The sequence below is a fragment of the Pseudoalteromonas sp. BSi20652 genome, assembly GCF_000239855.1.
Taxonomy (GTDB): Bacteria; Pseudomonadota; Gammaproteobacteria; order Enterobacterales; family Alteromonadaceae; genus Pseudoalteromonas.
This window is the reverse complement of the sequence record NZ_BADT01000238.1, coordinates 1-23,531: the sequence shown is the minus strand read 5'-3', so window position 1 is coordinate 23,531 and position 23,531 is coordinate 1. Positions and strand designations below refer to the sequence as shown.

General features: G+C 37.3%; 16 protein-coding genes and 2 pseudogenes. 4 read left to right on the top strand and 14 right to left on the bottom strand.

What is annotated here, in order from left to right; genetic code table 11:
* Positions 1–277: 277 nt before the first annotated feature.
* From P20652_RS00960 to P20652_RS00970, 3 genes are all read left to right on the top strand, one after another.
* On the top strand, positions 278–1,564 hold the full coding sequence (locus P20652_RS00960; protein WP_008172669.1) for a citrate synthase: 1,287 nt from the start codon (positions 278–280) through the stop codon (positions 1,562–1,564).
* A 114-nt stretch (positions 1,565–1,678) separates the two neighbouring features.
* Positions 1,679–2,905, top strand: a complete 1,227-nt coding sequence (locus P20652_RS00965) for a SufS family cysteine desulfurase (RefSeq protein WP_008172668.1) — start codon at positions 1,679–1,681, stop codon at positions 2,903–2,905.
* Positions 2,906–2,938: 33 nt separating this feature from the next.
* Positions 2,939–3,355 carry a SufE family protein gene (locus tag P20652_RS00970; protein WP_008172666.1) on the top strand — a complete coding sequence of 139 codons (417 nt, stop codon included), beginning with the start codon at positions 2,939–2,941 and terminating at the stop codon, positions 3,353–3,355.
* Positions 3,356–3,361: 6 nt separating this feature from the next.
* On the opposite strand, the gene tcdA is transcribed toward P20652_RS00970, so the two are convergent.
* The 7 genes and pseudogenes from tcdA to P20652_RS19250 form a co-directional block, all read right to left on the bottom strand.
* Positions 3,362–4,159 carry a tRNA cyclic N6-threonylcarbamoyladenosine(37) synthase TcdA gene (gene tcdA / locus P20652_RS00975; RefSeq protein WP_008172664.1) on the bottom strand — a complete coding sequence of 266 codons (798 nt, stop codon included), beginning with the start codon at positions 4,157–4,159 and terminating at the stop codon, positions 3,362–3,364.
* Complete coding sequence (locus tag P20652_RS00980; RefSeq protein WP_008172662.1) at positions 4,160–4,840, bottom strand: TIGR01621 family pseudouridine synthase; 681 nt, start codon at positions 4,838–4,840, stop codon at positions 4,160–4,162.
* Complete coding sequence (gene kdsB, locus P20652_RS00985; RefSeq protein ID WP_008172660.1) at positions 4,837–5,598, bottom strand: 3-deoxy-manno-octulosonate cytidylyltransferase; 762 nt, start codon at positions 5,596–5,598, stop codon at positions 4,837–4,839. Before kdsB ends, P20652_RS00980 begins: the two co-directional genes overlap by 4 nt.
* On the bottom strand, positions 5,586–5,783 hold the full coding sequence (locus P20652_RS00990; protein ID WP_008172659.1) for a Trm112 family protein: 198 nt from the start codon (positions 5,781–5,783) through the stop codon (positions 5,586–5,588). The genes kdsB and P20652_RS00990 overlap by 13 nt, the downstream gene beginning before the upstream one ends.
* A pseudogene (gene lpxK / locus P20652_RS19255) lies at positions 5,773–6,752 on the bottom strand (tetraacyldisaccharide 4'-kinase). Before lpxK ends, P20652_RS00990 begins: the two are co-directional and overlap by 11 nt.
* Positions 6,749–8,494, bottom strand: coding sequence for a lipid A export permease/ATP-binding protein MsbA (msbA, locus tag P20652_RS00995; protein WP_033018162.1), 1,746 nt, complete (start codon positions 8,492–8,494; stop codon positions 6,749–6,751). The pseudogene lpxK and the gene msbA overlap by 4 nt, the downstream one beginning before the upstream one ends.
* Positions 8,495–8,554: 60 nt before the next feature.
* Positions 8,555–10,823, bottom strand: a pseudogene (locus tag P20652_RS19250) (DNA internalization-related competence protein ComEC/Rec2).
* Between P20652_RS19250 and P20652_RS19245 the strand changes: the two are divergent.
* Positions 10,803–11,312: a DUF2062 domain-containing protein gene (locus P20652_RS19245; RefSeq protein WP_033018159.1), complete on the top strand. Its 510-nt coding sequence runs from the start codon at positions 10,803–10,805 to the stop codon at positions 11,310–11,312. The pseudogene P20652_RS19250 and the gene P20652_RS19245 overlap by 21 nt on opposite strands.
* Before the next feature lie 68 nt (positions 11,313–11,380).
* Here the strand turns inward: P20652_RS19245 and P20652_RS01000 are convergent, their stop codons facing one another.
* The 7 genes from P20652_RS01000 to P20652_RS19240 form a co-directional block, all read right to left on the bottom strand.
* The gene (locus P20652_RS01000) at positions 11,381–13,135 is read right to left on the bottom strand and encodes a DUF3466 family protein (RefSeq protein WP_008172646.1); all 1,755 of its coding nucleotides are present in this window, start codon (positions 13,133–13,135) and stop codon (positions 11,381–11,383) included.
* An 11-nt stretch (positions 13,136–13,146) separates the two neighbouring features.
* Positions 13,147–15,060, bottom strand: a complete 1,914-nt coding sequence (locus P20652_RS01005) for an ABC transporter ATP-binding protein (protein WP_008172645.1) — start codon at positions 15,058–15,060, stop codon at positions 13,147–13,149.
* A 15-nt stretch (positions 15,061–15,075) separates the two neighbouring features.
* Positions 15,076–15,315 (bottom strand): glutaredoxin family protein, encoded by a 240-nt coding sequence (locus P20652_RS01010; protein ID WP_008172643.1) that lies wholly within the window; start codon positions 15,313–15,315, stop codon positions 15,076–15,078.
* The gene (gene rlmKL / locus P20652_RS01015; RefSeq protein WP_008172641.1) at positions 15,308–17,425 is read right to left on the bottom strand and encodes a bifunctional 23S rRNA (guanine(2069)-N(7))-methyltransferase RlmK/23S rRNA (guanine(2445)-N(2))-methyltransferase RlmL; all 2,118 of its coding nucleotides are present in this window, start codon (positions 17,423–17,425) and stop codon (positions 15,308–15,310) included. Before rlmKL ends, P20652_RS01010 begins: the two co-directional genes overlap by 8 nt.
* Before the next feature lie 406 nt (positions 17,426–17,831).
* The gene (locus tag P20652_RS01020) at positions 17,832–18,362 is read right to left on the bottom strand and encodes a cell division protein ZapC domain-containing protein (RefSeq protein ID WP_008172639.1); all 531 of its coding nucleotides are present in this window, start codon (positions 18,360–18,362) and stop codon (positions 17,832–17,834) included.
* A 117-nt stretch (positions 18,363–18,479) separates the two neighbouring features.
* Positions 18,480–19,490: a quinone-dependent dihydroorotate dehydrogenase gene (pyrD, locus tag P20652_RS01025; protein ID WP_008172636.1), complete on the bottom strand. Its 1,011-nt coding sequence runs from the start codon at positions 19,488–19,490 to the stop codon at positions 18,480–18,482.
* A gap of 120 nt (positions 19,491–19,610) precedes the next feature.
* A partial coding sequence (locus P20652_RS19240; protein ID WP_033018156.1) for an NAD-glutamate dehydrogenase occupies positions 19,611–23,531 on the bottom strand: 3,921 nt, incomplete at its 5' end.

Sequence of the window (23,531 nt, the reverse complement as noted above, 5' to 3'; positions counted from 1 at the left end):
AAGTTTACCCAAATACAATACGGTTTAAAACCACCATTAGTATATATACCCAAAGTGCTTTTTACAATTCTTGTTTATTTATAGATGTTTGCGAATTAGCCAATGGTATTATATTTAATTATTACAGAATATTTATTATACATATATGCATAATGTTTATAAAAATTGACTTTAACCCCCTCTTTCACGTTAAAATGGATAGATGTGCTTAAAACAGATTTCAGTACCTTAAAATCTAAAAAATCAGAATAGATATCTTAATAGGAGATACATAGCGATGGCAGATAAAAAAGCCACAGTCCACATTGATGGGCTAGATCCAATCGAACTTCCAATTTATCAAGGCACTGCTGGCCAAGATGTAATCGACGTACGTACGTTGGGTTCACATGGTCACTTTACTTATGACCCAGGTTTTATGTCGACTGGTTCTTGTGAATCTGCAATTACCTACATTGATGGTGGTAAAGGTATTTTACTTCACCGCGGTTACCCAATCGAACAATTAGCTGATGATTCAAATTACATTGAGTTATGTTACTTACTGCTAAATGGCGAGTTACCTTCTAAAGAACAATATGAAGTTTTTAAGAATGAAATCACTACAAGCACTATGCTTGACGAGAAAATTGCTAACTTTTTCCAAGGTTTCCGCTTCGACGCTCACCCAATGGCAATGCTTTGTGGTGTAGTGGGTGCATTATCTTCTTTCTATCATGAAGACCTTGATATAACTGATGCTGAACAACGTAAAACAAGCGCAGTTAAGCTAGTTGCTAAGTTACCAACTATTGCTGCAATGGCTTATAAAACAAACATCGGCCAACCGTTTGTATACCCACGTAACGATTTAAGCTACGCAGAAAACTTCTTACACATGATGTTCTCTGTACCTGCTGAGGAATATAAAGTTAATCCTGTAACTGCAAAAGCTATGGATAAAATCTTTATGCTTCATGCAGATCATGAACAAAATGCATCTACGTCTACAGTGCGTCTAGCTGGTTCATCAGGTGCTAACCCTTATGCATGTATTGCAGCTGGTATTGCATCTTTATGGGGACCTGCTCACGGCGGCGCTAATGAAGCATGTTTAAATATGCTAGAAGAGATTGGCTCTGTAGACCGTATCGATGAATACGTTGCTAAAGCTAAAGACAAAGCTGACCCATTCCGCCTTATGGGCTTTGGTCACCGCGTTTACAAAAACTTCGACCCACGTGCTACAGTAATGCGTCAAACGTGTCATGAAGTTTTAGCTGAGCTAAATATCCAAGATCCACTTCTTGATATTGCTATGAAGCTTGAGCAAATTGCCCTTGAAGACCCGTACTTTGTAGAGAAAAAGCTATACCCTAACGTAGATTTCTACTCTGGTATTATCTTAAAAGCGATTGGTATTCCAACAAGCATGTTCACTGTAATTTTTGCAATGGCACGTACTGTTGGTTGGATCACTCACTGGGATGAGATGTTATCTCAACCTGGTCATAAGATCAGCCGTCCTCGCCAAATGTATACTGGTTACACACACCGTGACTACGTATCAACTGACAAACGTTAATTAACGTGGGTTACTTTAAAAGGCCGCATTTTGCGGCCTTTTTTATTAACAACACTTGAGAATTATCATAAACCGATTACAATTCCTGCCATAAAAACACTATGTAGATGTGCCATGCTTGCTTTAAAGTTTGATATAAACAAAATTAGAAATGACTTCCCAACATTAAATCAAACAATAAACGGCTGCCCGCTTGTTTATTTAGACTCAGCAGCAACCTCACAAAAGCCTCAATCAGTTATAGATACAATTACTGAGTTTTATACGTCTCAAAATGCAAATGTACACCGTGGACGCCATACACTTAGTGAGCAAGCCACTTATTCTTATGAACAAGTCCGGGATAAAACTGCAAGGTTTTTTAATGTCTTAAGTAAAGAGATTGTATGGACTAAAGGTGCTACAGAAGCCATAAATTTGGTCGCTAACGGCTTAAAAAAGCGTTTAGATGAAAGTCATACCATAATAATATCTCCGCTTGAGCATCACGCAAACATAGTGCCTTGGCAACTAGTAAGCCAACAGACGGGAGCTAAATTAGTCTCTCTGCCGCTTAACAATAACGGCACGCTAAACACCCAACAATGCTGTGAATTTATAAAAGAAACAAAACCTGCCTTATTAGCTATTACACAAGCATCGAACACACTGGGTAATATCACTGATTTAAAGCCACTAATTGTAGCTGCAAAAGAGGTGAATTCGCTTGTTTTAGTGGACGGAGCCCAAGGTGCACTGCATTTAAAACCCGATTTACGTGAATTAAACTGTGACTTTTATGTTTGCTCAAGCCATAAAATGCTCGGTCCAACAGGCTTAGGTGTACTTTATGGCCAATATGAAGAGCTAAATACGCTAGATATTTACCAATCCGGCGGTGAAATGATCGATAAAGTTTACTTAACTCATAGCACTTATCGCCCTGCGCCTGCAAAATTTGAAACTGGAACACCAAATATCTCTGGAGTTTTAGGCTTTGGTGCTGCATTAGACTATTTAAATGAATTAGATCACGCAAAAATTCAGCAGTATGAGCAAAAATTGTTTAGTTATGCAGCTCAAAAATTGGTAAAGGTTGATGGTATTACAATATACAGCAACCTATCTGACAATATTGGTACACTCTGTTTCAACTTAAATGATGAACATCCTTATGATTTGGCAACTTTACTTGACGGCTACGGCGTTGCAGTAAGGAGTGGACACCATTGTACACAGCCATTAATGACACATTTAGGGCTTAATGGCACGCTAAGAGCGAGCTTTTGTTTTTATAATACCTATGAAGATGTAGATATATTCATTGATTCACTTAAAAAATGTATCGCTTTACTGGACTAAACGTCACTTTAATAGAATTAATTAGGATAACTCATGACAAATACGTTTAACAAAGTCACAGAATCTATAAAAAATGCGCCCGCTTGGCAGCAAAAATATCGTGAAATAATGCTTTTAGGAAAAACGTTACCTGTTTTAGCTGATGTTTTGAAAACTGATGATGCACTTGTACCTGGCTGTGAAAGCAAAGTATGGATGTTTGTTGAATTTGATTTAACAGAAAATACACTTGTTGTAATTGGTGACTCAGATACACGTATAGTAAAAGGATTATTAGCCATTATTTTAGCGCTTTATAACGGGCTGACACCAGAGCAAGTAGTGAATAAAAATGCGTATGAAGAATTTGAAAAGCTCGGCCTTATAAGCCACTTAAGCGCATCACGTGGTAATGGTATTAAAGCCATGGTTGATAAAATACAAACCATGGCACAACACAAGCTTAGTTAACGAAAACTAAGCTTGTGAGCGTTGTTTTTTATCTAGGTATTTACGCACCGCTTTTGCCGCAACAAAAAAGCCGAAGCTCCCTGAGATCATAGTCACAGATCCAAAACCATTATTACAATCCATATTCATCGAGCCATCAGCACTTTGCTTTGCATGACATACGCTGCCATCGCTTCCCGGGTAAACCAATTGCTCTGTTGAGTAAACACAATCAATATTAAACTTACGTTTAGGATTATTGCTAAAATTATACTGCTTACGCAAAATATAACGTACTTTTGCAAGTAATGGGTCTTGCGTAGTTTTAGCTACATCACCAAAAGTTATTTGGCTAGGATCTGTTTGCCCGCCAGCACCACCAGTTGTAATTATAGGGAGTTTATTACGTTTACAGTGAGCAATTAATGCTGCTTTTTCTTTAACTGCATCAATACAATCAATTACATAATCAAAACCTTGAATATGCTCTTGAATATTATCAAGTGTAATAAAATCATCTATCACATTAACTTGGCACTCTGGATTAATAAGCTCGCAGCGCGCTTTCATTGCCTCGACTTTAGCTTGACCAATAGTGCCCGTTAACGCATGAATCTGCCTATTGACGTTAGTCGCGCAAATATCATCCAAATCAATCAATGTTATTTTACCAACACCAGTACGTGCAAGTGCTTCTGCTGTCCAGCTCCCTACACCACCAATACCTACTACACAAAAATGTGCTTCTTGAAGCCAATCAAACTGTTGATGACCATATAAACGTTTAATACCACCAAAACGTATATCTGTAACTTTTTCGCTCATTTACCAATCCAGTTGCCATGGCGATTGCCATGCTTGAAAATCTTGATGTTTAATTAACGCCAAATACTCATCACCATTATCGGGTAATAAAGTTAGCTGTATTTGTTCACCTAGCCATAAAAAGCTCAATGCATATGCATGTAAATAGGTACGATTTGATGGCGTGCCTGAATACATTGCATCGCCTAAAATAGCAGAGCCAATACTTTTTAGTGCCACTCTTAATTGATGCGTCTTTCCTGAATAAGGCTTTAAAATATACCCTCTAAATCCCGGCTTATAACTCTGCGAATAGAATCGGGTGATTGCAGGGTTAAGCTTACTCGTTAGTAACTTAAACGAGCCACGGCGAGACTTAGCCATATCGCCTTTAATCCACCCCTGCTTCTTTTTTGGTTTAGCGTCACTAATTGCTAAATAAAATTTAGCAATCGCATGCTCAGTAAACATAACAGTAAAGCTGGCCGCAGCGGCTTTGTTTCTAGCTAAAATAATCAGCCCTGATGTCACTTTATCTAAACGATGAACGGTATAAAGCTTTTGCGATAATTGTTGTTCGGCTAACACAACAAAGCCGGGGCCATCTTCTGAATGAAAATTAAGACCCGCTGGCTTTTCTAAAATATAAAAATCGTTATGTGTATAAACAACTTTTAATATCTTACTTACTTGTTCACTCACACGTTTTTACTTTTAATATGCGCTATCACTTTAGCTAAGTCATCGGGCGTATCGACACCTGCATGAGGGGCTATTTGAGCTTGCTCTATTTTGATTTTATAACCATGATACAAAACACGTAACTGCTCAAGCGATTCAAGTAGCTCAAGTGGCGATACGCTCAATTCTATATATTGTTTAATAAAACCCGCTCTGTACGCATAAATACCTACGTGGCGCTGAAATGGCGCTAAATTAAGAGCACTGCTGTCATTCATCATTGTGCTTCTATCAAACGGAATACTTGCACGAGAAAAATACAGCGCATTTTTATTTATATCGCTAACCACTTTAACGGCATTAGGATTAAATACTTCATCACGCTCTTCAATAGCAACACTTAACGTTGCCATTGGTGCTGTTGAATCACTTAATAGTGCAGCAACTTGGGATACATTTTCTGGCGCAAGTAAGGGCTCATCGCCTTGTACATTAACCACAATTGTATTGCTGTCGAGATCAAGTAAATCAACTACTTCGGCTAAACGCTCAGTACCCGATTTGTGATCTTCGCGAGTCATTACAACATCACGAGTAAATAAACTTACTGCATCAAACACTTTTTGATGATCGGTTGCTATAACCACTTTACTTGCACCTGATAAACATGCTTTTTCGTAAACATGTTGAACCATTGGCTTACCGCAAATATCAGCAAGCGGCTTACCAGGTAGTCGGGTTGATGCAAAACGAGCAGGAATTACAACTACGAATTCCACTTTTCAACCTCTTCTAAAGATAACTCACGTGCTTCGTTTTCAAGCAATACTGGAATATCATCTTGTATTGGGTAGGCAAGTTTAGCTGCGGTACTAATTAGCTCATTATTTTCTTTATCAAAACGTAATTTACCCTTACCTACCGGGCAGGCAATTATCTCGAGTAATTTTGTATCAAAGGCCATTGAGGATCCCTTTTTCTTTTAATAGTGAATTTAATTTTTTTATTACGGCATCGGTAGGCTCTGCATCAACAGGTAAATAATACCAATTAGATTTTGCAAAGGACTTACATTTAACCGCGTCTTTTTCGGTCATTATAATGCAATCATCACCAAACTGGATAAAATCATCTGCTGTATAAGCATAATGATCTCTAAAATGATGAGTCGACAATAACTTAATATTTTGTGCTTCTAATGAGTTTTCAAACCGCTTAGGGTTCCCGATTGCACTTATTGCATGTACCTCGCTTACGTTACTTTTTGCATCATCACTTGAATTAACTAAGCGAAGGCTACTTACTTGTAATGTGTAGCTATTATTAGCCTCACCACCGTTTTCAATTACTATATCGACACTTTGCAAACGTTTAGTTGTTTCACGTAGTGGACCTGCGGGCATAACAAAACCATTACCAAAACGGCGTTCACTATCAACAATACAACACTCAATGCTACGAGGCATTTTATAATGCTGCATTCCATCATCAGAAATAATAACATCGAGTGTATAATTTTTTCTAATAAATCGATATTGTGTTGTCTATTAGGGCCAACTGCTATTGGGCACTTTAAACGATGGTATAAAAGCACAGGCTCATCTCCAGCCTGTTGAGCGTCAACAACTGAAGTGACTAACAGCGGGTAATTATCTGATTGCCCACCATAACCTCTACTAATAATACCCACTGATAAACCTTGCTCGGTCAAATACTCATACAACCACAAAACAAAAGGTGTTTTACCATTGCCGCCTACACTTATATTGCCGACTACAATAACAGGCGTTTTGCACTCAAACGGTTTAAGTATTTTAGCGCTGTATAAGTATTTTCGAAATGAAGATACAACCCAAAACAAAGCACTTAATGGTAATAACAATAAAGTAATTAGACCAAATGGTTTATACCAGCTTTGTTCTATTTTACTCACGCCTGATCACCAAACTGCATTTTGCAAAGGGCTGAATAAGTACCGTCATTTGCTAATAAGCTATTGTGATCGCCACTTTCTATTACACGACCATTATCAACAACGTAAATTCGGTCACTGTTTTCGATAGTAGATAAGCGATGCGCAATAACAATTGAGGTTTTATCTTTCATTAGCGTTTCTAACGCTTGCTGAATAAGCTTTTCAGACTCGGTATCAAGTGCTGACGTCGCCTCATCTAAAATCAAAATAGGTGCATCTTTTAATATTGCACGCGCTATCGCTATTCGCTGGCGTTGACCACCTGAGAGCATCACCCCATTTTCGCCGACCATGGTATTTAATTGCTCAGGAAGATCTTTAACAAATTCCCACACATGCGCTTGTTTGGCAACTTGTTCTAACTCTTTTTCAGACACATCGTGCTTTATGCCATAACAAATATTGTTGGCAATCGTATCGTTAAATAACACAACCTGCTGAGACACTAAAGCAAATTGGCGACGTAGATCAGTTAATTTGTAGTCCTGCAGTGCTATGCCATCAAGTAATATTTCACTCGGTAGTTCTAAATCATAATAGCGGGGTAACAAGTTAGAAATTGTTGATTTACCTGAGCCTGATCGTCCTACTAAGGCAATACTTTCACCCGCTTTAATCGTTAGCGACAAATCGTTTAATACGGCTTCATCTTTTGTTGGGTACTTAAAGGTGACATTCTTAACTTCAATTAAACCTTTAACCTTATCAACCGAAACAGTACCTGTATCTTTTTCCATTTCTTCGTCTAAAACTAAAAATATACTTTGCGCTGCAGAGATACCACGTTGCATATCACTATTTACATTGGCAAGTTGTTTTAGCGGACGCAGTAGCATCATCATTGAGGCAATTAATGCCATAAAGTCACCAGATGTAATCGTATCAATCATTGATGGCAACGACACCGCCCACAAAATAACTGCCATGGCACTTGCAGCTAAAATTTGAATTATAGACACACTAAGCGCTTTAGTTGCGTCCATTTTGATACGTTGCTGACGATTATGATTATTAATTTTCGAGAAGTGATTAATCTCTTGATCTTGACCACCAAAACCGTGAATAACTTTATGTCCGCTCAGCATTTGTTCTGAGCTACGGGTAACTTGCCCCATGGCAGATTGAATGTTTTTAGAAATGTGGCGAAAACGTTTAGAGACGACGGCGACAATAATAGCAACAAGTGGGATGATCACTAAAAATATCAGTGATAATTTCCAACTGGTATAAAACATAACTGCTAGTAAAAATACAACAAATGCCCCTTCGCGTACGACTATTAGCAAGGCTTTGGTAATTGCTTGTTGAACTTGTTCTGTATCAAATGTGATTTTTGAAATTAAATCGCCCGTTGAGTTTTTGTCATGAAAAGAAACGGGTAAGTGCAATATGTGCTCAAATAACTCTTGGCGTAATGAGCGTACAACTTGGGATCCTACATAACTTAAGCAATACGAAGACATAAAGTTAAAAACACCACGCCCTAGTACTAACGCGATAACGACAAAAGGAGCGTATTTTAAAACTTCTGTATTACGCTGGTTCAAACCTTGATCAATAAACGGCTTCATTAATTGAATAAATAAAGCGTCCATTGCTGAATAGCCTATCATCCCAATAATTGCGACAAATGCGACGCTTTTGTAGGTGCCAACATACGAGACAAGACGTTTATAAATTTGTGTAGTACTTTGATCCATAACACTCTCTAAATACAGTAACAATCTGTATTGTATCCTCCGATGAGATAAAACTAAACGTCAATCTTTGATAAACCAGTAACTTTCCTGCCCTCTTGCTGTTTCTATAGCCAAATTATTTGCATAAAATTTAATACTAATTTGCCCTTCAACGCCTGTCGTAAATTGCTGAGCATTTATTTGGTTATAACGTTCGACGACAAGAGGTTTAGGGAATTCCCACTGTCCTTTATAGGCACTTGAATGAATGACTACTTGGGGAGCAACGTTATTTATAAAATTAACACTTGAGGATGTATCGCTGCCATGATGCGGGCTTAGCATTACTGTACTTTTCAACGATTTATTATCCGCTAATAGCGATGCTTCACGCGCCTTTGATATATCACCGGTAAGTAAAACGCTATGAGTATTATCTGATACTCTAACAACGCATGAATCATCGTTTTCATTTCCAAACCCTTTTGTACTAAAACTTTCCACTTTTAATCCAGCAAAATCAATGTCTATAACTTCACATACATTATGTGTGTTTTTAGGATGAAATTGTAGCAATGCTTCCCCAAAGCCAGCATCAATAAAATGTTGTAACCCTCCAGCGTGATCGTTATCGTCATGGCTTAAAATCGCTGTTTTTACTATTAAATTATTTGCCTTAATATAAGGTAATAAAATACTTCGAGTACGACTAAAACGATTAAAGTAACTAGGACCAAAATCATATATTAAAGCATATTTATCTTTTTCGACTAGTATCATTAACCCATGACCCACGTCAAAAACATGAAGCTGCCATTGTGGCTTTTCTGTTAATAGATAATTTATAAATAAAGTACTTAGCGGAATAAATGCTATCCACCTGTAAGGTAGTAAATAAAATATTAATACGGTTATATATAAAAAGATAACAAGAGAAGAATCTATTTTTTCTGCACTTATCCAACTTAAATATTCTGGAATTAGTACTAGTAAATTGAATAAGTAGCCAAGAATGTTATCTAATATCCATATGAGGACACTCATATCAAAAACACTACTGGCCAATGTAATCAAAATTAACATAGGCATAACGATAAAAGATAATAGTGGGATAGCGATTAAATTTAGTAATAGACCCGCTAAACTAATACCATTAAAAAAATAAAGTGACAGAGGCATTAATCCAATAAACAGCGCTAGCTGAATTATAATTAAAACGAAGATTTTATTAACAAATAATGTATTTAAAACGGGAATGTAATTAACCACTAAAAAAATTATAGCGACAGCTAAAAATGAAAAATATAACCCCGGATTCAATACATTAAAAGGGTTAATGATTAAGACAACAACAAGTGCAAATAAAATACTACGCCATCGTAATGGCTGTTTTGCTAAAAAGTATAGCAATAAATAACAACCAAGCATGACTAGCGCACGGGTCGCAGAAACCAAAAAGTCACTCAAATACACATAAATAAAAGCAGTAACAAACCCAACCAAACTATAAATTATAGATAAATTACTTGTTTGCTCACCAACATAGCTCACTCTTTTAAATAAAAACCGTGTTGAAATATAGCCAAATCCAAAAATTAACCCAATATGTAATCCAGATATAGCTAATAAGTGACTCAAACCAAGAGATTGCATTAATTGCTTATTATCAAAACTCATTAATGATTTATCACCAGTGAGTAATGCGTAGTAAAGCCATTGGAGTTTTGTATTGTCATATGTATTTTGAATATATTGCCGATAACCATAAACACGACTGGGTTCTTTTTTATGTGTGATAGTTAATTGCTTATTTAAAAACTTTTCCTTTAAAAAATATCTTTTGAGTAAACGCATAACGCGCGTTATCAAACACATCAAAATTTTTATTACTTCTGAAATGTTTAAGATGAATAACTGCATTAAAAGTATCACCAACTAATAGTCGTTGCTCAGAATTTACGCTTAACATTGCGCTCGGGGATCTAAAATATGAGTAACTTTCATTATCGATTTTTATTATTTTAACTTTTATATACTGCGGGCGTTTATCTGATACAACATCTTCAACGACTAGCTTGGTTACATATGTATATTTTTCATTCGATATCACCGCATCAAAATCAATAAAAAAATGAAAATGTAGCCCTATACAACAAATAGCGCAAATAAAGCCTAACAATACATTTAAAAACGGCTTAAAATAAGCACTCACAATAAGGATTGAAATTGTGAATACTGTAAATTCAAGGGTCTGATAATAAAATACGGTTGCAATACACCCAATTATAAACCCAAGACTTATCCACACTGATGTAAATGGTTGCTTTAAATGGCTAAAAAAACGATCCAAAGATTTTTACCTAATCCAAATAAAATTAGACATCATAAGTCGCTAAAAATATTTGGACATCTTTTACAGGATGCAAATCTTTGGCACTTAAATAGACGATCAGCACGTGGCGCCTTTGCTGTTGGATTGTTTTTTGCTTTCATCCCTGTTCCCTTTCAAATGATATTAGCCGCAGCTGGAGCTATTATATTCAGAGTCAATTTACCTATTTCTGTTGCATTAGTATGGTTAACAAACCCTATTACTATGCCACCTATATTTTATGGCTCATATTTAGTAGGAACTTTAATACTGAACCAACCAGAACAACATTTTGTTTTTGAAGCTAGCTGGTCTTGGTTTCTAGAAAGTATAGAAACAATTGGACCGGCTTTTTTACTTGGCTCTTTAGTGTGTGCTTCAATCGCTTCCATTATTAGTTATATTACTATTGATATTGTTTGGCGACGCTCTGTAATTAAAGCACGAGCTGCAAGAACTAAAAAATAAACTAATTATTACTATAGACGAAAAAAACCCAACTATTAATAGTTGGGTTTTTTATTTATTTTTTATTATTAAAAGCGAAATACGCGTCTTAAGCCAAGTAATGGTAACAGTAATAATGTATACCAAGGGAAGCTTGCCGAATTACGTTCATATACCTCAGCCTCAGCCGGTGCACAATTTTCAACTTCACCGTCTATTGGTGTTAGTTTAACAGCCACTGCAACACTTTCAAACTCAATGTTACCATTAATATCAGTTACAACACCGCCTAAACTATCGCGTTTTTCAACCGTTTTGGTTGCTACACCAAAAATTTCATTATTCTCATTGATAACCGTAGCTTCTGCCATAGTATAGGCATAGCTTGTCTCACCATCGCTTTCGTAACAAGGTAATAAGTCATTCAGGTTAGTAATTCTATCTTCACCTATTTTATAAATGAAGGCTTCTTTACGACGAGAGCTATCTGTAACACCAACCTCACCTTCACCAACAATATAGCCTTTATTATTTATAGCGTTAGCATAAGAGCTTGAGCTTGAAAAGTAATCCGTAGGGAAAACTGTACTACCCGTTGCTATGTCATGATAGAAGAACTTGTTTCGACTTCTACCTTCAATAAACTTTTCTGCATAACCTGTAATTACTTCATTGTCATTAATAGCTATAGCTTTACCCGAAATCCAATCATCTTCTTGATTAATAAAGTCAGTAACCGCATCATTTTTAAAATAAACTGGCATTGTAATTATAATATTATCATTTCTGTAATATCGGGTATTTGATGAACCTACAATTGTACCGTTGTTATTTACTGCTAAAGCCGTGCTCGTAAATGCATCATCTTGCGCTTCATCCTCATCTGGTGATAGAGCTAGGCCTAACTCTTCCACTGAAGTGATATTTAACGATTCATCAAGCTCCCATTTAACAGCGCGCTTATTAAATAAGCCTCGTGTAATATTTGAATTTAACAAGTTGATACATACCGACGTTGGTTCGTCTTCATTATCACAGTTATCATCAATATTATCTTGCCTGTCATCAGGAATACTTGTAGACATATTACCCACAACGGTATAACCACTGTTAGTTTTAACAATATCGTTAGCGCGGCTTGTGCCACCGTATTCATTAAACTCTGGCTCTAACTCAACACTTACACTGCCATCAACGCTTATTACAATCCCACGTTCTATAAATTCATGAGTGAACCACGTTTCTGCATCATCTTCACCATCAGGTGTAAAAGACACCTTATCGTATGGAGCGCTCCCCCATCCAACTGTAACGCCATCTTCACTTACGCCATTAAAAAGATTAGTAGTTGAACGAGTGAGTCCGTCATAATCAACAGAAGCTATGTCAAAAAGAGGTTGTTCAATAATCTCTGATTCGTTAAATTTAATACCAACCAAAGAACTCATCTTTTGATATTCAAAATTTGACGGAATCCCCAAATTCTGATTTGCCAAAAAGCTAATCATAAAAGTATGAGCATCAGGATTGATACTTACAGCGTCATTATTTTCAATATCATTAAGCGAAAAAGTAATTGGTTTATCACTTAGTTCAAACACTGCTTCAGCGTTCTCATATGCTCTTTCGATAACATTTTCTGTAAAATCTATATAGCTAATGTCAATAGGTAAATTGTATAAACCATTTGCCAAACCAATAATATGCCCGCTCTCGCTAACATCTGTTACATAAGAATATTTAGCGTCTTCAAGAGTCCCTAATTCACTTAACTGGTACGTCGCACTTGTTGCTGAAGTGCTTAATGTCGCTAAAATACTGGCAGCGAGTAATTTATATTTCATTTTAGTCCTTACTACTGATTCTGTAATTCTTCAAGTTCTTCCCAGCGCTCGAGCGCAGCTTCAAGGTCAGACTCAAGTTGTGCCAAATGGTTCAATGCTTTAGTGGTTACATCACTCTCTTGTTTAAAAAAGTCTGAGTCACTCACTACAGCTTGTTGAGCTTCAATTTCAGCTTCTAGTTTTTCCATTTTATTCGGTAGTTGCTCTAATTCAAGTTTTAATTTGTAAGAGAGTTTATTTGTTTTAGTTGCAGATTTAACAACTGGAGCAACTGTTTTTTCAACTTTTTTTACTGGTTGTTGCTGCGTTTTTTTTTCTTGCTCAGCTAAGTAGTTAACGTAAGCTTCATAGTCGCTGTAACCACCTACAATATCTGTTACTTTACCATTACCTTCAAATGCCCATACACTAGAACATGTATTATCAATAAATTCACGGTCATGGCTTACAATCAGCACTGTACCTTGGTATTGATTAATAATGTCCTCTAGTAACTCTAACGTTTCAATGTCCAAATCATTTGTTGGCTCATCGAGAACAAGGATATTAGATGGTTTTAAAAACAATTTAGCTAAAAGCAACCTGTTTTTTTCACCACCTGAGAGTGCTTTAACAGGGGTACGAGCACGTGCTGGCGGGAATAAAAAGTCTTGTAAATAACCTAAAACATGACGCGAGCGGCCGCCCATCATCACTTCTTGCTTACCCTCAGCGACATTATCTTGAACTGTTGCTTCTTCATCAAGCTTTTCTCGATATTGGTCAAAGTAAGCAAATTCTAAATTAACACCTTGCTTAGTTACACCGCTATCAGGTTCTAAGTCACCAAACATAAGTTTTAATAGTGTTGTTTTACCAATACCATTTGGACCTACTAGACCGATTCTGTCACCACGCATTACAAGTGTAGAAAAATCATCAGCAATAACCTTGTCTTTAAATGCATGACAAAGATTCTTAGCTTCAAATACTAACTTACCAGAGCGATCTGCTGTTTCTATATTGAAATCAGTTTTACCAACTTGGTCAACACGTTGTTTACGCTCTGTGCGAAGCTGCTTTAACTCTCTAACACGACCTTCGTTACGCGTTCTACGGGCTTTAACACCTTGGCGGATCCACGTTTCTTCTTCTGCCAAACGCTTATCAAACAATGCATTTTGAGCTTCTTCAACTTTTAAATCATGGGCTTTTTGTTCTAAGTACGTAGCGTAATCACCAGGGTACGAAATAAGCTTACCACGGTCTAAATCTAAAATACGCGTAGCAACAGCGCGAATAAACGCACGGTCATGCGATATAAATACGATTCCGCCTTTAAATTCTTTTAAAAACTGCTCAAGCCACATAACACTTGCCATGTCTAAATGGTTTGTTGGCTCGTCGAGCAGTAATAAATCAGGCTCACTAACAAGTGCACGTGCAAGTGCTACTTTACGTAACCAACCACCCGAAAGAGACTCAAGTTTAGCCTCTGGTGTTAATTCTAATTGTGTTAACACTAATTGAATTCGGCTATCAAAGCGCCAGCCATCAGCCGCTTCTAGTTGATTTGATAAACGTTCAAGTTTGTTTAATAATTTATCAGTACACTGTGTTTGTAATTCATTGCTAACATGATGAAAATCAATCAGTAAATTAGCAATTTCAGGCATACCTTGCGCAACATAATCAAATACTGTTCCGCTTGCACCTTTTGGTGGATCTTGCTCTAGGCGAGAAATTCGAATCCCACCTAGCTGATTTATTTCGCCATCATCCAAAACAACTTGTCCATCAAGCACTTTTAATAGTGTTGATTTACCCGCGCCATTTCGACCAACAACACACACTCTTTCGCCACTTTCTATAACGGCGTCTGCTTTGTTAAGCAAAGCATGTGTACCAAAAGCAAGTTGTGCTTTTAAAATTCTTATTAAATCCATAGTTATTATTTGCTCTTATTCTGCTTGTGCTAAAAATTCGCGCACAGAGTGTAAAGTAAAAGGCCAATATAATTTCTCGCCTTTTTCACTTTTTAACACAGGAATAGTAATTTGATATTCAGCTATAAGCTGCTCATCAGTCATAATATCAATTAGTAGTAACTCACTAGTATTACTAAATACTTCAGTGATAAGTTGCTCAGCTTGTTCGCACAAGTGGCAACCATCAGTATGATATAAAATCCATTTAGCCATGCGTAATTAGCCAGCTATTATGAATTTTTTTATTACGTTTGAAGTCTGGTGATAGCGTTTTATCTGAGATATTAACGGCTTTTAAACCTAAACCAATCAGGCCAACTTCATCCATTACAAAACCACGTTTGTTATTAGAGAAAATCAAAGTACCCGACGGGCTTAAAATCTTTTTAACCCACGTTAATAATTTAATGTGATCACTTTGCACATCAAACGCGTCTTTCATACGTTTTGAGTTTGAGAACGTTGGAGGGTCTAAAAATATCAAATCATATTGTGCTGTCGCATGCTCTAACCACTTTAAACAATCTGCTTGTTCAAAACGGTAGCGCGTATTACTTATATTATTTAAGTCGAAGTTATCCTGGCCCCATTTTAAATAGGTTTTTGATAAGTCAACTGTTGTAATTGCTTTAGCGCCACCAAGCGCCGCATGTACAGAAGCAGTACCAGTGTATGCAAAAAGGTTTAAAAAGCGTTTATCTTTCGCATTTTCTTGAATATAACGGCGCATTAAGCGGTGATCTAAAAACAAGCCTGTGTCTAAGTAGTCAAATAAATTAACTTTAAACTTAGCACCAAACTCTTCAACAACCATAGTACGGTTTTGTTTTGCCATGGCTGTATATTGATCTTCGCCCTTTTGCTTTTTACGTACTTTTACAGCAATGTTTTCAGGTAAAATTTCAAGCTGTTGAGCCGTTAAACTTATTACGTCTTGCAGGCGTTTTTCTGATGTTTTTTCATCAATTTCTTTAGGCGCTGCATATTCAAAAATTACAGCAGAATCACCATAAATATCTACAGCAACATTGTATTCAGGGATATCCGCTTCATAGACGCGATAAGCATCTATTTTATTTTGTTTAAGCCAGTTTTTTAAACCTTGCTTATTCTTTTTCAAACGATTTGCAAATGACGTAGAACCCTCAAAATTAAGCGCTTTTTTGTCATCTGTGGTCAAACTTACTTGCTTATCATCTAATTGATATAAGTTAAGTTCTACATCTAACGGGCCATTTTTAAATTTATAACGCTTAAGGCGCACAAGTTTTAAAAGTTTAAATAAGCTCTCGTCCATACCAAGTAAGGCAAGTTTCCAATGATTAAAGTGTTTTTTAAACCCAACACCTAAATTACGATGTAAATCAACAAGTTCAGCCATAGAACCTATACGCTCACCATACGGTAAGTTTGAAATTACAACGCCCGGTAATTTTGCAACAGCGGTAAGTTTAGTAGCATCACTTTGCTTAAACTTAATAACATCATCAAGCTCAGCTCGTTTGGCATTATCAATCGCTTTACTTAAAACTTGCTCATCGTAGTCGTGGCCAATTAACCACAATTTTGGGTCGGTAATATTAGCGAGTAACTCTTCTTTAAGCTCTTTAAACTTAGCGGCTCTAAAACTGGGTAAACGCTCAAAAGCAAAACCCTCACGGAATAATCCTGGCGCTTCGTTTCGTGCCATACCAGCCGCTTCAATTAAAATAGTACCCGCACCACAACATGGATCGAATAAAGGCTGTTTTACATTTTCAAGCCAGCCACTTCGCTTAATTAATGCAGCAGCTAAGTGCTCTTTAATTGGCGCTTTACCTTGGCCTTGGCGGTAACCACGTTCAGACAAACGAGGGCCAGAATAGTCAATATACATCGATACGCCGTAACGATTTAATCGCGCAACTACACGCACATTTGCATCTTGCTTATCAACGTTAGGACGCTGCTCGTATAAATCATTAAAGTAGTCAACAATCGCATCTTTTATTACAAGACCCGAAAATTGCGTATTTTTTAATGAATCATTGGTACCGTTGAAGTCAACAGCGAATGTTTGAGTTGGTCCAAACCATTCTTGCCAAGGTTGCGAGCGAGCAAAATTATACAGGCTATTCTTGTCATCTACGCCTTCTTTTTCTTCAATAAGCATAAGCACACGCGTTGCAAAACGAGTTGATAAACAAACCTTTTGCGCCAGTAATGAGTCAGCCTCAAAACGAACAGAACCAACAGTTTGCTTTGACACGGTTGCGCCAAGTTCTGTTAGTTCATCAACCAATAAATTTTCGATTCCGATAGAAGTAAGTGCGATAAATTGCAAAGTAATAACCCTTAATAGCTAATTGCGCAGGATTATAACATAGGTTGAGTGACAAACACGCCATAATGACACGCTTAAAAACTTAAATTTGATGAGGGTCTGTTGAACTTTCAAGGTTGAATTTGCAGCAGTCTGTTTGGTATTTAGGCAAGGCAGAGCCTATACAGTGTGGTTATTCCCCATAAATGGGCGATAACGTAGCATTAATGCCAAACAGGCGCTGCCCAAAGGGTTCTTTCTAGGGGCTATTTACTCTTTGTTGCTCGGTTTTTACTTATTCTTACATGGATGTAAGCCAGTAGAATAACGCAGGAGCAGTTATCGAGCCCACTAGGTTACAAACCTCGCGCTGCGATTAAATAGCCCCTAGTTTGAACAAATTTCAATCCGCAAAGATCAGCAGACCCTAGGCGGTTTGACTTTGGTATTGCTGATTTAGGATGGGGTGGACTCGATTATTCAAAATACGGATTACTTCAAATTGTGCTAAAGATAAGTTTTCGTCTAATTTAAAGGTTTCGCTTAAATTCAAACAAATAGATGCATCAGGGCAATGCTCTACAATTAAAAAATCACCAGTTTGCGCTTTAGATATTAATTTAACTATTGCTTCTACACTTGGCTCTGTTCCAGTGTATTCTTCAAAAAACCAGCTTTTTGCTAAAACGGGTTTTAAGTGATACTTAACAGCAGTCGCATTTAACGATATTTGACAGATTTGAGCTGCAGACCACAATTCAAAGCCATCTAAATAGTTATAAACTTGTTCATAAAATGCAGCATCTTCTAGACTAAAACGTGGATTTTTAAATACAGAGTCGGTGAGCTGTCTTAATTTATAGGGCGTACATAATTGCATATCGTCATTTAAATCAAGTAACAAACGATTTTTATTAGGACAAGTAATCCACTGCCATTGCTTTGATGCTTGTAACATTTACTCCTCCTTGGGTATGTTGAATAATTATTGCTCACAGTATAACCGCTTTTGACCACTTTTAAAATGCTTGCTTAGAACATTTATCGAACGATCAAAAGCTTAGATAACTGATCCTTATAAGCCGTTAACGATCGACCTTACCAATTGTGGACCTTTGTAGATGAACCCAGTATAAACCTGAACTAAATTTGCGCCTGCATCTAACTTTTCTTTTGCAGATTGCGCATCATCAATACCGCCTACTCCGATGATTGGTAGCTTACCTTGTGTTAAGCGTTTAAGTTCACTTACTACCTCTGTAGAGCGCATTCTAACTGGGTGACCTGATAAACCGCCAGCCTCTTCTGCATATTGCTGACCAATCACTGCAGCTCGTTCAAGCGTGGTGTTTGTGGCTATTACACCATCAATTTTATTATTTAAAAGTGACTCACTTACTTGCTCTATTTGTATTTGATCGAGATCCGGTGCAATTTTTACAAGCATAGGCACTTGTTTATTATGCTTTGCAATTAAATCTAACTGTTCGTTTTTAAGACTTTGCAGTAAATCATCAAGTGCAGCGCCGTATTGCAAATCACGAAGACCAGGTGTATTTGGTGATGAAATATTTACTGTAATATATGAAGCGTGCTCAAATACTTTACGCATACAATGAACGTAGTCATCTTTGCCTTGTTCATTTGGCGTATCTTTATTTTTACCAATATTAATGCCGAGTATGCCACTGTATTTTGCTGCTTTTACATTTTCGACTAAATTATCAACGCCTTTATTATTAAAACCCATACGGTTAATAATTGCGTTTGATTCTGGCAGCCTAAATATACGAGGTTTGTCATTACCAGCTTGAGGGCGCGGTGTAACCGTTCCAACCTCAATAAAACCAAATCCCATTTGGCTAAATGCATCTATACATTCTGCATTTTTATCAAGGCCAGCGGCAAGCCCTACTGGATTTTTAAATTCTAAACCTAAAAAGTTTACGGGTTTATCTGAAACACTTTGTGACCAAACTAGATTGAGCGGCGTATTAGCAAAACGACGAAGATTATTAAGTGCAAACTCATGCGCCCACTCCGCATCACGGGTAAACATAAAACGGCGAGCTAAATCATAAAACATCAATATAATCCTCTTTTTAAACTTTAGACAAAAAAATACCTCAGACAAGGCTGAGGTATTGTATAACAATTTTAACAATCAGTTATTTATTTACTAAACAATTAACTGATTAAAGCTAAATTATTTTCCTGATGTATCACAATTGTGGCTTAACAACATAAGTTCACGAAGTGCAACCGAGAACTTAGCAAAGTCGTGGCTTTGTGATGTTTTAAACTCAGCCAGCATTTGTTTCCAGCGTTGAAGTAATAAATCTTGGCTATCCATCCACTCATCTATTTGACTATCAACATCGCTCTCATCACCTTCAAAGCTATTTAATACAACTTCAGATAAAGTACGTTGCTGCCAATCAAGCTCTTCACGGTAAGATGAACGAGCAAGTGCTTGCCAATGATTCGCTACTGGTTGCTTAGTTATTTGCTCTAAGAACCAATGCAGACCCATTCTTGCACCTAGTTTAAAGTAAGTATTCGATACCATCGAAATACTTTTACCTGAATTATTAGCAACTTCAGCTAAATCCATCACAGAAAATAAGCTTGATAACGAAACAATACGCTGTGCTATATCGGCAGGAACGCCAGCATCAATCAATTTATTAGCTTCAATTACAATACGATCATTTTCTTTTTCAATCATATACGTATTTAAGTTATCGCTTAAATCTTTAAATGTTGGCGCAAAGAATTCAATTCCTTGTTCAATCGTTTGTGACTTATTACGGTGACGTAAGAACCAACGCGTAGTTCGGCGAACTGTACGACGAAGTTGGTAAAGCATTTCAGTTTGTACCGCTGCTGGTATTTTATTATCAAGTGCACTAATAGAAGACCATGTTTCACGCATTTCAAATATTTCGCTAGCAATCGAGTAACACATTGCAATTTCAGCTTCGTTAGCACCGGTTTCTTCATGCATTCGTACCATGAAGTTTAAACCCATATCGTTAACGATACTGTTTGCGAGTTTAGTTGCAATAATTTCTTTACGAAGTGGATGGTTGTTCATCGCATCGTTAAACTTCTCACGTAGAGGACGTGGGAATGACTTAACAAGTAATTGGCGGTAATAAGGGTTTTCAGTAATTTCATCACTTACTAAAGACTCTTTTAACACCATTTTTGCGTAAGACACAAGCACTGAAAGCTCAGGGCGAGTTAGGTCTTTCCCTGCAGCGGCGCGTTCTGCCAATTCTTCATCACTTGGAATGAACTCGATAGCTCGGTTTAACTTACCATCTTTTTCAAGCGCATGAATAAAACGTACTTTTTCTTTTAATGTAGAAGTTCCTTTAGATTGCGTAATTGAAATAGTATGCGTTTGACGGTAACAGTCTTTTAATACTAGTTCAGATACTTCATCTGTCATTGAGTAAAGCAATTCATCACGTTGTTTACGCGTTAAATCACCTTCAGCAACCAAGCCATTGAGTAATATCTTAATGTTAACTTCGTTGTCTGAACAAGCAACACCACCCACATTATCAATAAAGTCAGTATTAACACGGCCACCTTTAGTTGCAAATTCAACACGACCAAGTTGAGTAGCACCTAAATTACCACCCTCACCAATTATTTTAGCGCCTAAATCTCTACCATTAATACGTAGTGCATCGTTTGCACGATCTCCTACATCAGCATCCGTTTCTTTTGAGTGTTTAATGTATGTACCAATGCCGCCATTCCACAGTAAATCAAACTCCATCATTAATGAGGCTTTCATTAACTCATTTGGTGTCATACTTGCTTTTTTAGTGCCCAACATTTTTTTCATCTCTGGGCTAAGCGTAATTGATTTAGCAGCACGAGAGAACACACCGCCACCGGCAGAAATTAACGCTTTATTGTAATCATCCCACGATGAACGCGGCATATTAAATAAACGTTCGCGCTCAGGGTAAGAAGTAGCAGCATCTGGGTTCGGATCAACAAAAATGTGCATATGGTTAAAGGCAACTTGGAGACGAATATGCTTAGATAACAGCATACCATTACCAAATACATCGCCTGCCATATCGCCAATTGCTACAACTGTAAAGTCGGTAGTTTGACAATCAATGTCCATTTCACGGAAATGTCGTTTAACTGACTCCCATGCGCCTTTAGCTGTAATACCCATTTTCTTATGATCGTAACCAACCGAGCCACCAGATGCAAATGCATCACCTAGCCAGAAATTGTATTCATTAGCTATGCCATTTGCGATATCAGAGAAAGTAGCAGTACCTTTATCCGCTGCAACTACTAGGTAAGCATCATCTTCATCGTGACGAACAACATCGCGCGCTGGTACTATTTCACCACGCTCAATATTATCAGTAATATCTAAAAGACCACGGATAAAGATCTTATAACACTCTTGACCTTCTTTAATAAACGCTTCACGTTCACTTGGTAGTTGTTTACATACAAAGCCACCTTTAGAACCAACTGGCACAATCACGGTATTTTTAACTTGTTGTGCTTTAACCAAGCCAAGTACTTCAGTACGGAAGTCTTCACGACGGTCGGACCAACGCAAGCCACCACGGGCTACTTTACCATAACGTAAATGCACACCTTCAACGCGCGGAGAATAAACAAAAATCTCAAACGCAGGAAGAGGAAGCGGTACATCAGGAATTAAGCTAGGTTGAATTTTAAATGATACATAAGATTTAAACTGGCTTTGTGCATCTTTTTGATAGTAGTTAGTACGCAGCGTCGCAGCAATCATGTCAACGTATAAACGTATAATACGGTCATCATCAAGGTTTGCTACATTTTCAAGTTCTAAGTAAATTTGTGTACTTAGCTTCTCGATTGTTTTTGCACTTGCAGGATTTTTAACTGAGAATTTCTTAGCAAACAAGTTAACAATTTGCGCTGCAATATTTGGATAATTTGCAAATGTACTTTCTATATAACTTTGTGAGAACGTTACACCAATTTGACGCATATACTTAGCGTACGCACGTAAAATAGAAGCTTCGCGGCCTGTTAGGCCTCCCATTAACACTAAACGGTTAAAACCATCGTTTTCAAGGCGGTTGCCCCAAACATTTGTTAATGCAGCACGAAAACGTGCTGAAATTTTATCAAAATCAGCCATCCCTTTACTATCTATAAGCATAGAGAAGTCCATGATCCAGTTAATACGACCATCGCTAGTTTTAACTGAATAAGGTGTTTCACCCACAACGCGTAAACCAAAGTTTTCAAGCATTGGCATAACATCAGATAAGTGGATTGGCTCATCTTTATGGAATAAACTTAATCGTACAATATTGCTGTTTGCTTCTTCTTGCGGGCGGTAGAAAAGCATTTCTAGCTTGTTTTCATCGCTAAGTAGTTCTAACTTTTCGATATCAACAACCGCAGCACTTGGAAGCACTTCATCTTTGTATGAGCGTGCAAACGCATTACAGTATTTACGATTTAAATCGTTACCACGTGCTTCACCCGCAGACTCTAAAAGTGCAGATTGGAGTTTATCTTCCCACGTACGTGCAGCTTCTACTAAATTGTTTTCAATGTCTTTCACGTTATATTCAATCTTGTTGTCGGTCACACGAACGGTGTAATGAGTACGCGCCAGTGTTGACTCAGAGAAATAAGTAGTAAATTCCACTTTATCGTCAGAATTAAATGCATTGGCTAATATATCTTGCGTTTCACGACGCAGTGCCGTGTTATAACGCTCGCGAGGTACGTAAACCATGCAAGATAAAAAGCGACCATACGCATCTTTACGTACAAACAAGCGACACATATCGCGCTCTTGTACTTGTAAAACACCCATAGCAACTTCAAGAAGCTCACTTTCGCGCGCTTGAACTAGCTCATCACGTGGGTAAGTTTCTAAAATATTTAAAACAGCTTTGTAGGCGTGTGTACCTTTAGCAAAATCACACATTTCCATAATGCGGTTAATTTTACTTTTTAATACAGGAACGTCAGTAGCACTGTTATTGTAAAAGCTTGATGAAAACAAACCAATAAAGCGGTCTTCACCAATTACATTGCCTTCGTCGTCAAAACGTTTAATACCTACGTAATC